The following is a 13,386-nucleotide window of genomic DNA, read 5'->3' on the forward strand; positions in this document are numbered from 1 at the left end:
GCTCAAAGCTGGGTCAGCTGGCGATACAGTTGCGGCAGGCGCAGCGGCAACTGGTCAGGCTGGCGAATCAGGCTGTAGCCATTGCTGCCGAACATGTACGGCAAGTAGTCAGCAGCCTTGCGGTCGATGGTAATACAGAACGGGATCAGCCCCTGCCGCCGCGCTTCGTGCACCGCCTCGCGGGTGTCTTCGACGCCATAGCGCCCTTCATACAAATCCAGGTCATTGGGCTTGCCGTCGGTCAGCAGCAGCAACAGCTTGCGCCGCCGTTTGCTGCTACTTAGCAGGCGCGTAGCCTGGCGAATCGCGGCGCCCATGCGCGTGTAGTAACCCGGCGTCAGCCCCTGAATCTTACCGCGCGTGCTGTCGTCGTAACGCTGGGCGAAAGTCTTGAGTTCCTGTAGGCGCACTTGCTGGCGACGCAGTGAAGAAAACCCGTACAAGGCAAAGTCATCACCCAGTGTCGAGAGGGTTTCGCCAAACAGCAACAGGCTGTCGCGGATCACCTCGATCACCCGGTGTTCATCGTTGAGGTGAGCATCGGTGGACATCGACACATCGGCCAGCAACAGGCAGGCCAGGTCTCGATGGGTATGGCGTCGCTCCATGAACAGACCACGCTCGGCGCCCTGGCCATTAACACGCTGGACATGAAAGTCCAGCCAGGCCTGCAGATCCAGTTCACTGCCCTGTGGCTGCTGACGCAACCATTGGCGCTCATGGCGCAACTGCTCGAACTGCCGACGCAGACGTCGCGCCGCCGGTTGCAAACGCGCTGGCAACAGCTGCGGGGTGCAGTCCCGGGGCTCGAACAGCTGCAGGTTGACGAAGTTGTCCTGCAGGCGCCCTTGGCGGTAGTCCCATTCGGGTAATTTGATGCCTGCACCCAGCGGAATGTCGTCGATGTCGGCCGGTGGCAGGTCCAGGTGCAACTTCAGGCCGCCGCCCTTGCGAATACGGGTACGCGACAAGGTCAAGTGATCGAGGTCTTCGGCAACTTTCGCCGCGTCCGGGTCTTGGCTGTCGTCCTCCCAGCGATCGAGCTCGACATGCTCTGTCCAACTGAACAGGTTCTCCAGGCGCACCACCAGCAAACCGCCGGTGACAGGACTGTCATCAGTACGCGTGGCGCGTTTGCGCCCGCCCTGCTGCTCACCGCCAGCCGCCGGCAGATCGCTGTTGAGGTCTTCAAGGTCCGCCGTTGTCGCACCACCCAGATACAGCGGCGGATACAACCATAGCGGCACCGGCCAGGCTGCCCGCTCGCAGCGCGGAAAGTGCTCTACACTGCCCGGTTCTCGCAGGGCCTGACGCAAGGCGCGCTCCAAGGCGGCCTCCGCCGGAGACAGCGTGGCGGGGTCCGGGCGCAGTTGCAGGTGCGCAGCGAGCAACCGCTGGTATCGATTCGCCATACCCGGATAGCGCTGCAACAGATAGCGCGTCCAGCGCTGGTTGTCCCGCCCCCAGTGGCGCATCGGCCCGGACTGCGCCGCCAGCAAGGCCAGCCAGCGATAGAGTTCCTCATTCAGCGACGCCTCGGGGAATATCGCCAGGCTCGCCGGCAAACGCAGGTTCTGGGCGTCACACCACGCCAGTGGCACTTGTTTGCAGGTCCCGGCGATTTGCTGCAGCACACTACGGCGCACCAGCAACGCGCGCTCGCTGACGGCTTCCACGCCCATGTTGAGCGCACCACCCGTGGCCCTGAACAACAGCGCCAGGGCGCGCTGGCGTGACGCCAGCTCGACCCGCGCCTCAGGAAAATCCACGCTCGCCCGGCGCGTAATGAAACGATGCCACAGGCTACCGATCCATTCTTCCAGCTCAACGCTAAGGGTCATGAGGGCACGACTCGAGCAGGAGCGCGCAAGGCAGCACGACTGCGCTGACGAAAACTCAGCAGGTAACACAGCAACCCGGCAAGAAAGCCCACGCCGCTGACCAGGCGCGCCCAGAACAGCCCACGCAAGTGCTCGGTGGTGGACATGAACGGCAGGGCCGTGCCGTCCTCGGCCCAGCGTTGCAGTAGCACCTGCACCACTCCGGCAGCCGTCAGCAGCAAGGTGATCATCACCATCGACAGGGTCATCAACCAGAAGCCCCAGACCTCCAGGGTCTGTGAACGCTCATCGGCTACCTCGCCAAGCCCGCGCAACCGCGGCATGGCATAGCTAATCAAGGTCATGACAATCATCGCGTAGGCACCATAGAACGCCAGGTGGCCGTGGGCTGCAGTGAGTTGCGTGCCATGGGTGTAGAAATTCACCGGCGCCAGGGTGTGCAGAAACCCCCATACGCCCGCGCCGAAGAACGCCGTGACCGTTGTGCCCTTGGCCCACAGTGTGGCGGCGCGATTCGGGTGTTGACGACGACGGTTTTTGACCATGCTGAAGGCGAACATCACCATGGCCAGGAACGGCAGCGGTTCCAGTGCCGAGAAGATCGAACCGACCCACAGCCAGACCTCGGGCGCACCAATCCAGAAAAAATGGTGACCGGTGCCGATGATCCCGGTGATCAGCGCCATGGCAATGATCACATACAGCCATTTCTCCACCACTTCACGGTCAACCCCGGTGACCTTGATCAGCACGAAAGCCAGCATCGAGCCCATGATCAGCTCCCACACGCCTTCGACCCACAGGTGCACCACCCACCACCAATAGAACTTGTCACGGGCGAGGTTGCCGGGGTTGTAGAAGGAAAACAGGAAGAACACCGCCAGACCAATCAGGCCGGTCATCATCACCATGCTGACCGTAGTCTTGCGGCCCTTGAGCAGGGTCATGCCGATGTTGTAGAGAAAGCCCAGGCAGACGATCACAATGCCAAGCTTGGTGATGGTCGGCTGTTCGAGAAACTCGCGGCCCATGGTCGGCAGCAACTCGTTATGCGTCATCCTGGCCAGGCCCGCATACGGCACCAGCAGGTAACCGAGAATGGTCAGCACCCCGGCTGCGGCGAATACCCAGAACAACAGGATCGCCAGTTTGGGGCTGTGCAGTTCACGATCCGCCTCCTCCGGCACCAGGTAATACGCTGCACCCATAAAGCCGAACAGCAGCCAGACAATCAACAGGTTGGTGTGGACCATGCGCGCCACGTTGAAGGGAATGAGCGGAAACAGGAAATCCCCGACCACGTACTGCAGGCCCATGATCAAACCGAACAGCACCTGACCGAGAAACAGGATCAGGGCAAAGACAAAATAAGGTTTGGCGACAGCCTGCGAAGCGAATTTCAGATGTGGATTGGCAACGCTCATCACTTAGCCCTCCTGGTTTGGCGGCCAGCCATTGGTGTTGATGTTCGAGCTCCATTTAAGGAACTCTGCGATGTCGTCGACTTCCTGCTCGGTCAGGTTGAACTGCGGCATGGCACGACGTCCGGGGACGCCCAACGGCTGCATCTTCATCCAGGCATGCATGAAGGGTTTAAAGCCCTCCTCGCCGCCACGACGCTTGAACACGTTGCCCAGCTCAGGCGCAAAGTAGGCGCCCTCGCCCAGCAGCGTGTGGCAGCCGATGCAGTTGTTCTGCTCCCAGACGGTCTTGCCACGAATCACTGATTCGCTCAGTTGCGCAGCGTTGCTGCGCTCGGGAAAGGTTTGTTCGGTGTGGTAGGTCAAGGCCAGGAAGATCAGGAAAAAGAACACACTTCCCCCGAAATAGATGTTCCTGGCCATGCCTTTGGTGAAGGTCTCTGACATGCTCGTGTCCTCATGGCTTGGCCTGGCCATGATAGAAAGCACGGGGCTGAAACCTGCTTGATGGCAATCAAGAAATGCCGATGGTTTCACTCGGGTATTAGCGCACCAGCGGCCGTGGCTGAGGCTCAGCCAAAGTGGACAGCGACCACGTCCATCAGCGCCGCCACGGTCAGCGGATCATCACTCAACGGTTCGGCCAGGCATGCCAGACACGCCTCTTGCGGGCTCATGCCGGCGCCGATCATGCGTGCGGTGAATATCAGCAGGCGGGTCGAGGCCACTTCCTCCAGATCATGCTGATCGAGACGGCGCAGCGCCTGCCCCAGCTTGACCACCTGGCTGGCCAAGGCGCCATCTACCCCCGCTTCGCGGCGCACAATACGCTCCTCCTCGGCTGCTGGCGGGTAGTCGAAGCGCATGGCCACGAAGCGCTGGCGGGTGCTGGGTTTCATGCCCTTGAGCAGGTTCTGGTAACCGGGGTTGTAAGACACCACCAGCATGAAGGTGGGTGGCGCCTGCAGCACTTCGCCGGTGCGTTCGAGGAACAGCTCGCGGCGGTCATCGGCCAATGGGTGCAAAACCACCACGGTGTCCTGACGGGCCTCGACCACTTCGTCGAGGTAACAGATGCCGCCCTCGCGCACCGCGCGGGTCAGCGGCCCGTCTTGCCACCAGGTGCCTTGGGCGCCGATCAAGTGACGCCCGATGAGGTCGGCGGCGCTCAAGTCATCGTGACAGGCCACGGTATGTAACGGCAGTTTCAGGCGATGGGCCATGTGCTGGACAAAGCGGGTCTTGCCGCAACCGGTGGGACCTTTGATCAGCACAGGCATACGCTGGCGCCAGGCGTGTTCGAACAGCGCCTGTTCGTTGTCTTGCGGTTGATAGAAGGGCTCGTTTCGGGGTTCTGTGAGGTCCATGACGTACCTGGCTAAACAGCGGGTTGAACAACCACGCTACGAGCCCGCTGCACCCCTGGCAAACGCCGTGGCCGGCAAACTTGATCACCATCAAGCGCTCAGACGGTACGCGAGAACTGCCCCTTCTGTCCGCCCCCGAGATAAGCATCAAAGGCCATAGCCGTACTGCGCATCAGTAGATGCCCTTGAGGCAGTAACTGCAATGCGTCCTGGTCCAGCAGCAACAGCTGGTCATCGACCTGCTCGCTCAACTGCCCCAGGGCGTCGGCGAAATAGTCTGTAAAACAGATGCCATGAGCCGCTTCGAACGCGCCGAAGTCGACCCGGCCATGGCACATCAGTGCATTGATAACGTCGCGGCGCAATTGGTCGTCGGCATTCAGGCGGTAGCCGCGCTGCACGGGCAACAGGCCTTGGTCGAGCCATGCGTAATACTGCGACACAAGTTTGACGCTCTGGCTGTAGCTATCGCCGACCTTGCCGATGGCCGACACGCCCAAGCCGATCAGATCGCAATCGGCATGGGTCGAGTAGCCCTGAAAGTTACGCTGCAGGGTGCCGTTGGCTTGAGCCAGGGCCAGCTCATCGTCCGGCAGGGCAAAATGATCCATGCCGATGTACACATAACCGGCTTCGGTCAGCCGCCGGATAGTCAACTCCAGTAATTCCAGCTTGCGCTCGGGCGGCGGCATGTCTTCAGGGCGAATCATGCGCTGTGCGCGCACTTGCTCGGGCAGGTGCGCATAGCTATAAGCGGCGATGCGGTCTGGCCGCAGGGCAATGATTTTGCCCAGGGTCACATCGAAACTGTCTACCGTTTGCAGCGGCAGACCATAGATCAAGTCAACGCTGACCGACTTGAACTGCGCCTGGCGCGCCGCCGCGACCAACGCGTAGATCTGCTCCTCGCTTTGCAGTCGATTGACCGCCGCTTGTACCTGCGGGTCAAAGTCCTGCACGCCAAAGCTCAGGCGGTTGAAACCCAGCCCCCGCAGCCGCTGTACTTGGACGGTGCTAACGGTGCGCGGGTCGACTTCGATGGAAAACTCATGATCATCGCTGTCATCGAGGTTGAATGCCTGGTGCAGGCAGGCCATCAGCTCTGCCAACTGCTCGTCGCTCAAATAGGTCGGTGTGCCGCCACCCAGGTGCAGCTGCGTCAGCTTGCGGCGGCGATCAAACAACGCCCCCTGCAATGCAATTTCACGTTTGAGGTAGCTCAGGTACTCGGTCGCGCGATGAGTTTTGCGGGTGATGATCTTGTTGCAAGCGCAGTAGTAACAAAGGCTCTGACAGAAAGGAATATGGATGTACGCCGACAACGGTTTAGGCGTCTGCGCCTGGTTACTGGCCTGCACCGCGCGCAAGTAGTCGTCCAGCGCAAAGGCCTGATGAAACTGTGGTGCGGTGGGATAGGAAGTGTAGCGCGGCCCCGGACGATCGTACTTTTTGACCAGGGCGCGGTTGAATTTAAACGCTGGCATCGTGATCCACCCACTCATGATTGGAGGTAAAACCCGTGCCGCTCACCTCCTGTTCAAACACCTGGCAGATGCTATCCACCTGCGCACGGCCGGCCGGCAGTATGCTGATAAAGCGCTCATTGAGCTCAACCAGCCCGTCACGGCTCATGGCCTGCAACTGACGCCAAGCGACGGGGAAGTAGTGCTGGAAACTCAGACCGTAGCGGCGCTCGAGGGCCAGAATATCCAGCTCCAGGTCACAGGCCAGGCGCTCCATCACACGCTGCCTGAGTTGATCGCTGTGTTCGCCACGCCAGCCGCGAGCCGTGGCCAACTGGCCGCGTTGCAGCTGCTCGAGGTAGTCACCAAGGACCTCGGTGTTTTGCCCATACACCGCGTCAAGCTGGCTGATCGCGCCAAGGCCAAAGCCAACATGATCGCAGTAGCCATGCCGAGTAAAGCCCTGACAATTGCGGCGCAGACGGCCCCGCTCCTGGGCAATCGCCAAGTCGTCATCAGGGCGCACAAACTGCCCCAGGCCGATGTGCTGGTACCCCGCTGCCAGCAGCTTTTCGAAGCAGATACGCCGCATCAAGGCCTTGTCTTGCTCGCTGCAGGCCTGGCGCTGGGCGAACTGGGCATAGCGGCGCGGCGGTTGGGCGTAATCGAACACTCGCAGCCGATCAGGCTCCAGTTCAATCAAGGTGGTCAGCTTCAGCGTAAAACTTTCTGGCGTCTGCCAGGCGTGGCCGTAGCCCAGGTCCACACTCACCGAGCGGTAGTCGAAGGTCCGTGCAGCATCGATCAATGAATGAATCGGCGCCGGGTTCTGGAAGCTGGCCACCGACTGGCCACTGTCGCCGTCAATATCCGGCACACCGATACTGACATGGTTAAAGCCCTGATCGCGCAGCAAACCCATGGTTGCCCAGTTGGTCTGGTTCAGCACGACATCAACGCTGTAGTCACCGCTCTCATGAGTGAGAAAATTGAAGCGCTTGCGCAATTGCGCCATCAGCTTGTGCAAGTACATCGGTTCAGGCGTTGCACCACCCAAGTGAAACTGCTCAACCCGCTGTTGCGTACTCAGGTGACAGCCGACCAGGTCGATTTCTCTGGCCAGGCAAAGAAAGTACTCATCCATGGACGCGTCGGCTGCGCGCAGGCGGGCCGGCACCTGAACATTCAACGACAACGGCCGTTGATGCTGACGGCTGCTGCGCAGAGCGCGCAACACGTCCAGGGAGCCGACGCCGCGATGGAACTTGCGCACATCGACATAACTGTTGGGGTCGAGCACACCTTGATCGTGTTGAACGACCTGCTCGTTGCAAGCGTGAAGGACATCGAGCATGACGGGGCTCCGAGACGGGCTGCGGAGTTTCAGTGTCTGCCGATAACAGCCTCGAGGCCTTGATTTGTATCAAGCGCTGGTGGGGTAGCTACCAGGTCAGGTAGAACATGGCTTTGGCCAGCAACACGATCGCCACCATATGGGCAAACACACTGTGGTGAATGAACTTCACCCAGGCGCCGGTCATACGCTGGGTTTTGAACAACAGCATGGCGCCGAGAAAATGCACCAGCACGCTGGCGGCGAGCACGATCTTGGCCAGCAGCAAGGTGCCGAACGATGAGCTCAGTGGCGTATTGAGCAGCGGCAGGTAGCGCAGCCAGACCATCCCAGCGCCGGCACCGAACAGCACCAGCAAGACCCAGGGCATCAGTTGCCGGGCACGTTGACCGATAGCCTGTTCGAGCAGCAGCATCAGGTTGGCCGGCAACTGTTTGCGGATAGCTTCGAGGAACAGCACCTCGAAGAACACCGTGCCAATGAAAATCAGGGCGGCGAACAGGTGCAGGGTTAGGAACAGTGGATAGATCATCTGACCCTCTGGGCTCGGGTTCCGTGTCTGGATTTGAGCCTACAGGGTGAGGGCTTGAGTACGGTTGATGTTGATCAAGAAAGGCCGATAGGGGATCAGGCCCGACACAGCCAGCTCTTGATCCATGATGAGGGTTCTCTAAAAGCATCCCGTAGAGTGGAGGCTGAGGTGAGTCGCACCGACGGATCGAAAGCCAGTGCCTTCTGTAGAACAGGCCAACAGTAGCTCGGAAGGTTCCGAGGTGCTTGCAATTGGTGATCAAGGCACTCATTACGGGCCTGCGTAGCAGGTAAGCGGCGATATGGGTGCCTTCCGCTGGCCAGCTCATAGATCACACAAGCCACCGCATAGAGATCGCTGCTAATCGACACTACACCCTCCTCCAGCAGTTCAGGGGCGGCATAACTTGGCGTCCAGGCGTTGAAGCGACTGCGACGGAGCTGCGGTAGGCCGGTCAGGATGCCCTCCTGCGCCTGACTCAGCCCAAAGTCGAACAGTCGCACACCGTCTTCACACAGCATCACGTTGCTCGGCTTCAGGTCGCCGTGCAGCACACCCTGAGCGTGGCTGTATGTCAGGGCATCAAGCAGTGGCCGCACCACATCACATAGCTCATTCCACGGCAGGCCGGTAGGCCGTTCGCAGAGCAATTTGTCCAGAGCCAGACCGCGCATAAGTTCCATGGTGATGAAGGCCCGCCGACACTGACTGTCCACCTCAAAGCTGTATACGCTCACGATGTTTGGGTGGCGCAGACGTCGACTCAGAGCGAACTCGCTGTAGAGCAAGGCGCTGGCATCCGGTGTCTCGGAATATGTTTCGCTCATGACTTTAAGCGCTATATAGGGCTCCGGCTCGCCGAACTGCTCGTGCAGTAGATCGCGCGCACGGTAAACCGCGCCCATGCCTCCGGCCCCGAGCAGGCGCTCGAGGCGGTAACGTCCGACCAGCACATCCGGTAGTTCGCCCACAAGCGCCACGGGCTTGGCTTTGGAACCAGAGCGTTGCCTGGATCGATTGCGGCCCTTCCCCTTGTTAGCTTGGGAGCGCGGTGTTTCATTGGTGCCAGCGAAGGCGAAATAGGTCAGATTGCTGGCCCCGTCCTCGCCCATCACGATGTTATCCTGAGCGGATTTGAAACCACTCATTGGCGGATCACCACGGCTGTCATGTTGTCCCGTGCCGAGCCCCGCAGGGCGCCATCCAACAGCCGTTCCAGGGCCACAAGCGGTGAAGCCAGGCTCAACGCATTGCCCAGTGCATCACAGGTCAGCCCCTGGTACAGGCCATCACTGCACAGTAGGAAGGCATCGCCGGGATAGACCTGCAGCTCCAGTACCTCCAGGGTAAGTTGCTCGCTGGCGCCCACCGCCCGAGTCAGGGCCTTGGCTGCCGGATGCGCCCGCGCCTGCTCGACGCTCATCTGTTGCTCGTCGATCAATTGCTGCTGCAGTGAATGGTCCCTGGTCAGCTGATACAAACGCTGCCCGCGCCACAGGTAACAGCGGCTGTCACCGGCCCAGATGCACGCCGCGCGGCTGCCTTCCAGCAACAGTGCAACCACGGTGCTGCCCATGATGCTGTCATGCCGCTCAGAGGTGACGGTCAACTCCTGGCCCAGGCGTCGGTTAAGCCAGTGCAGGCACTGGCGTAAGCCCTTGAGCCGCTCGTCGAAACTGTCCTGCGCTGGCAGCTCGGCCAGGCTGGCGACGATCAACTGGCTGGCAATGTCTCCCCCCTGATGCCCGCCCATACCGTCCGCGACCACCCAGAGGCCCTGCTCCGGACAGTCAAGGAAGGCATCTTCGTTGCGCGCCCGCACCTTGCCAGGATCGGTGCGCGCAGCGCTACGCCAGGGGCTGGTTACCGCCATCAAAGCTCGACCGGCATGCGGTAGGTTCGCAACACACTTACGTCGAACGGATTCGGCACGCGCTGGCTCATCAGCAGATAGTTGGCGCGCAGTCCCCCCACTTCAGCTTTGAGCACCAACACGTCGCGGCCTGTCAGGTACTCGGTCTGCATCAAGTCAAACAGACGAAAGAGCGACCAGGGGCCGGTGTTCTTCTCGATGCCGATCGGGCGCCCGGCCATCTTCTCCAGTACCAGGCTGGTTCGACCGTCTTCAACATCGCTCGGCCACTTGAAAGACACCGGTACGATCGGGCCGTGACGGTATTCCATGGTCTTGTCGCCAAACCGGAACTCGGAACGGCTGACCGCCGGGTCCAGGGTGTACGGCTCAAGCTTGAACTGCACTTGCGGCTCCGCTGGATTCTCCGAGAAAAAGCTCTGGCGGATCACCTGGGCGGCGGCCATCTGGTCGAGGTAGGATCTGGACATCGGCAGACTGTGGCCGTCGATACTGCGCAAGCGGTAGTTACCCGGATCGCCACTAACGAAAGGCCGCATGTAGGTTTCAAAGAAGCGCTCGGCGATACCCTGGGCCTTGAAGAACTCACGAAAGTCGCTGATGGCGACATCGCTAGTGCTGTGGGCATTGAACGGATAACGCTTGCTAATGGCCTTGCCGTAGAAGCTGTACAGCTCGCTCTTGTAACGTTGATTTAAATACTGATAGGCGTCGTCAAGCACGAGACGCCAGGAGTCCTCCGCCAACAGATTGAACCAGGTACTCAACGGACGCGGCAGACGCGTCGACGCATTGCGCAGGCTGCTCAGCGCATCACGCTGGCCGCTCATGCGCGTCTTCGCCATCTCGTACGCCGCCTGCTCGGGTGCGCTGGCTCGGGCCAGGCTGGCCAGTTGCAGTTGCAAGTCGTTCAGCGCCTGCAGCACCGGAGTCAGGTCCGCCGCTGGGCCGCTGTTGTCATCCAGTAGACGGTGCAACGGTTCGAAGCGGCGTTGCAGCGACTGCTTCGCGGTGTCCGGCAGATTCTTGGTCAGTGCTTGCTGAGCCTTGCCTCCGGCTGCCGCCGCGACTTTGCCCAGTGCCCCACCCTTCGCGGCGGCCTTGTCCGCGGTTGCGCTCACCTCTTCGGCGCTTTCGGCGATAACCTGAAAGCGGGTGTTTTCACGTACCGCCACCAGCAATTGCAACAGCGGCGAGTTAGCCGAGGTCAGACCGGCGATTTGATCGGCGGCTTCGCCGGCATCGCTGAACGGTTGCAGGCCAACCTGGCCGACCGCATCACTCCAGTGGTTGGCGTAGTCACGGAAATACAGCTGCTCGAGCGCCACCATCAGACGGCGCAGGTCCATGCCGCTGATACCACTGCCTTCACCCAACACCCAGTTATCACGCAGGATATTGGTGACCAATGCGCTGCCCTGAAGCGAAAAGTACTGCTGATAACCCTGCTGGGTGTAGAAACCGGGGATGACATAGTCGGTACCGTAAAGCTGCTCACCTTGCGCCCCCAGGTGCTGGCTCAAACGGTACTCAGGCAGGCTGCGCCCCTGTTCACGCAACGCGCGGTAAACCACGTTGGCCAGCGACTCACTGCGCAGCACCTGGCGGGCCTGGGCCACCAGGGTGTCGTTGAGCGGATAACTGAACGGCAATGTGAGCAGGCGCTCCAGGTGCGCGTTCAAGCCGTTCTGCACCGCAGTGTTACCGGCATAGCGCGTAGACCAGTCGGCGGCCACCCAGGCCTTGAGCCAGGACGGATCACGGCGTTCCTGCATGTTCAACATCAGGTACGCCCTCAGGCTGTTGAGCAGACTGTCGCGATCGCGCAGGCTGGTGCGGATCTGTGCTTCCAGCATCTGCGCCACGCGTGGCAGCAACTGCGCCTGCAGCTCACGCTCGTAGGCACTGAGTACAACCGGGTTGCTTTCACTTCCCTGGTACAGACCGATTCGCTCGTGCAGCGAGACATCGCCCTTGTCCGGGAACACTTGGGTGGCCTCAAAACTGGTGTCCAGGGTATTGAGCGCTGCCAGCGCGTCGTCGTGGCTAGTCAGCGCCGTCCGCTGCTGGTTCCAGTGCTGCGCCAGAGAGCGCAAGTTTTCCAGGCGCTCGTAGTTGGCGGAGTAACCGCCAGCCCAGAGCATGCCAAACACCACTAACGCCACCAGCGCGCCAGCGTACAGCGCGCGCTGGCCCCAATGGATGCGATTGCGCTCACGTGTGTCCAGCCCGGCTAGATCAGCCTCGGGGAAAATTACCCGGCTCAGCAGGTGATGAATGAAGCGCGAACGACCGCGACGCAGTGTAGGTAGAACACTGGTCGGCATGCTCAGGTTGGCGCCGATGCTGGCAGCATCGTGGTCGAGCTTCTCCGTCAAGTGCGGCGCGCTGGTCAGGTAAAAACCGCGTAACTGGCTGGCACGCTGGTAGCGATTGCCGGTGAACGCCATGTCGACGAACAGGCACAGTTGCTCGCCGATCTGCCCTAATTGATGTGGGAAATCGAGAATGCGACCACGGCGCTGGGTGTCACGCTCCTGGTGCATACGCATGATTACCTGGCTGTTCAGGCGCTGCAGTAGCGCTTCGAACTCCTGACGCAGCACGGCGACGTCGGTGCCGCTCTGCTCCTTGCGAAAGCTGGTACCGAGCACCTGATCGCTTTCCTCACGGGTCAACTGCTCGAAGAACTCGTCAAAGCCCAGTAATTGGTCGGCCTTGCTTAGCACAAGGTACACCGGCACATCGACATGCAGCTTCTGGTGCACCTCCTGCAACCGCACGCGCACCTGGTCTGCCAGCGTTCTGAGCGCCTTTTCATTACCGCTGCACAGCAACTCCACCGGAAGGGTTACCAATACACCGTTCAGCGGCTGCCCCCTACGGCGCTTGCGCAACAGGGTGAGCAAGGTGCTCCAGGCGCTCCCGTCGACGTCTTCGTTAGGCTGGGTCAGGTAGCGGCCCGCGGTGTCGATCAGCACACCGTGGTCAGCGAAGTACCAATCGCAATGCTGAGTGCCGAGGGTGTCGCGGGTCAGCTTGCGCTCGATCTTGTTGATCGGGAACTCCATGCCGGAGAAATCCAACAGGCTGGTCTTGCCACTGCTTTGCGGACCGATCAGCAGGTACCAGGGCAGGTCGTCGCGCCAGCGCTCGCTGCGGCCGCGGTACAGGCTGGAGGTCTTGAGGGTGCGCATGGCTTCCTTGAAACGGCTGCTCAGCGCGTCCCTCTCCTTGTCTATCAACTCGTCACGACGTAGGCGTTGCTGGCCGTCTTCACTGTCTTCCAGGTCTTTCTTGCGCAGCCCCGCGCGCCAGCTGACAAAGACCATGGCCAACCCCCAGATCAGGAACAGCACGCTAATGGTCAGCAGACGCGAGGTCGCAGTTTCCCAGAATTTATAATCGTCGACTGCCAGCAACGGCCCGGCGAGCCACACCAGCAGGGCTACAAACAACACCAACATCAGCGTCCAGAGCCACGTCTTGCGCAGGAAGGAAGCGATTTTTTTGAAGAAATTTTTCATTGCACGTC

10 protein-coding genes are annotated in these 13,386 nt (G+C 60.7%); all 10 read right to left on the reverse strand.

The features are described from left to right. Positions 1-2 precede the first annotated feature (2 nt). The 10 genes from ACQRAX_RS00440 to tssM all read right to left on the reverse strand — a co-directional run bounded on the left by ACQRAX_RS00440 (position 3) and on the right by tssM (position 13,378). Complete coding sequence (locus tag ACQRAX_RS00440) at positions 3-1,841, reverse strand: nitric oxide reductase activation protein NorD (protein ID WP_412037706.1); 1,839 nt, start codon at positions 1,839-1,841, stop codon at positions 3-5. Continuing rightward, positions 1,838-3,265, reverse strand: coding sequence for a cbb3-type cytochrome c oxidase subunit I (locus ACQRAX_RS00445; RefSeq protein WP_412037705.1), 1,428 nt, complete (start codon positions 3,263-3,265; stop codon positions 1,838-1,840). The genes ACQRAX_RS00440 and ACQRAX_RS00445 overlap by 4 nt, the downstream gene beginning before the upstream one ends. Positions 3,266-3,268: 3 nt before the next feature. Next, positions 3,269-3,709, reverse strand: a complete 441-nt coding sequence (locus ACQRAX_RS00450; protein WP_412037704.1) for a c-type cytochrome — start codon at positions 3,707-3,709, stop codon at positions 3,269-3,271. 125 nt (positions 3,710-3,834) lie between these two features. Continuing rightward, positions 3,835-4,629, reverse strand: a complete 795-nt coding sequence (locus ACQRAX_RS00455) for a CbbQ/NirQ/NorQ/GpvN family protein (RefSeq protein WP_412037703.1) — start codon at positions 4,627-4,629, stop codon at positions 3,835-3,837. A 98-nt stretch (positions 4,630-4,727) separates the two neighbouring features. Further along, positions 4,728-6,113, reverse strand: coding sequence for an oxygen-independent coproporphyrinogen III oxidase (hemN, locus tag ACQRAX_RS00460; protein ID WP_412037702.1), 1,386 nt, complete (start codon positions 6,111-6,113; stop codon positions 4,728-4,730). Beyond that, on the reverse strand, positions 6,100-7,446 hold the full coding sequence (locus tag ACQRAX_RS00465) for a coproporphyrinogen III oxidase (RefSeq protein WP_412037701.1): 1,347 nt from the start codon (positions 7,444-7,446) through the stop codon (positions 6,100-6,102). Before ACQRAX_RS00465 ends, hemN begins: the two co-directional genes overlap by 14 nt. Before the next feature lie 88 nt (positions 7,447-7,534). Beyond that, positions 7,535-7,978, reverse strand: a complete 444-nt coding sequence (locus tag ACQRAX_RS00470) for a CopD family copper resistance protein (protein WP_412037700.1) — start codon at positions 7,976-7,978, stop codon at positions 7,535-7,537. Between the two features lie 95 nt (positions 7,979-8,073). Next, the gene (locus ACQRAX_RS00475; RefSeq protein ID WP_412037699.1) at positions 8,074-9,126 is read right to left on the reverse strand and encodes a serine/threonine-protein kinase; all 1,053 of its coding nucleotides are present in this window, start codon (positions 9,124-9,126) and stop codon (positions 8,074-8,076) included. Further along, positions 9,123-9,851 (reverse strand): PP2C family protein-serine/threonine phosphatase, encoded by a 729-nt coding sequence (locus tag ACQRAX_RS00480; protein WP_412037698.1) that lies wholly within the window; start codon positions 9,849-9,851, stop codon positions 9,123-9,125. The genes ACQRAX_RS00475 and ACQRAX_RS00480 overlap by 4 nt, the downstream gene beginning before the upstream one ends. Continuing rightward, complete coding sequence (tssM, locus tag ACQRAX_RS00485) at positions 9,851-13,378, reverse strand: type VI secretion system membrane subunit TssM (protein ID WP_412037697.1); 3,528 nt, start codon at positions 13,376-13,378, stop codon at positions 9,851-9,853. The genes ACQRAX_RS00480 and tssM overlap by 1 nt, the downstream gene beginning before the upstream one ends. Positions 13,379-13,386 lie beyond the last annotated feature (8 nt).

The sequence above is a fragment of the Pseudomonas sp. UM16 genome (assembly GCF_050312595.1).
Lineage (GTDB): Bacteria > Pseudomonadota > Gammaproteobacteria > Pseudomonadales > Pseudomonadaceae > Aquipseudomonas.

What these genes read in the sequence shown, in the direction of transcription:
- ACQRAX_RS00465 (WP_412037701.1), bottom strand. Translation starts at nt 7,446, where the DNA reads ATGCTCGATGTCCTTCACGCTTGCAACGAGCAGGTCGTTCAACACGAT.
- ACQRAX_RS00445 (WP_412037705.1), bottom strand. Translation starts at nt 3,265, where the DNA reads ATGAGCGTTGCCAATCCACATCTGAAATTCGCTTCGCAGGCTGTCGCC.
- ACQRAX_RS00470 (WP_412037700.1), bottom strand. Translation starts at nt 7,978, where the DNA reads ATGATCTATCCACTGTTCCTAACCCTGCACCTGTTCGCCGCCCTGATT.
- hemN (WP_412037702.1), bottom strand. Translation starts at nt 6,113, where the DNA reads ATGCCAGCGTTTAAATTCAACCGCGCCCTGGTCAAAAAGTACGATCGT.
- ACQRAX_RS00450 (WP_412037704.1), bottom strand. Translation starts at nt 3,709, where the DNA reads ATGTCAGAGACCTTCACCAAAGGCATGGCCAGGAACATCTATTTCGGG.
- tssM (WP_412037697.1), bottom strand. Translation starts at nt 13,378, where the DNA reads ATGAAAAATTTCTTCAAAAAAATCGCTTCCTTCCTGCGCAAGACGTGG.
- ACQRAX_RS00440 (WP_412037706.1), bottom strand. Translation starts at nt 1,841, where the DNA reads ATGACCCTTAGCGTTGAGCTGGAAGAATGGATCGGTAGCCTGTGGCAT.
- ACQRAX_RS00455 (WP_412037703.1), bottom strand. Translation starts at nt 4,629, where the DNA reads ATGGACCTCACAGAACCCCGAAACGAGCCCTTCTATCAACCGCAAGAC.
- ACQRAX_RS00480 (WP_412037698.1), bottom strand. Translation starts at nt 9,851, where the DNA reads ATGGCGGTAACCAGCCCCTGGCGTAGCGCTGCGCGCACCGATCCTGGC.
- ACQRAX_RS00475 (WP_412037699.1), bottom strand. Translation starts at nt 9,126, where the DNA reads ATGAGTGGTTTCAAATCCGCTCAGGATAACATCGTGATGGGCGAGGAC.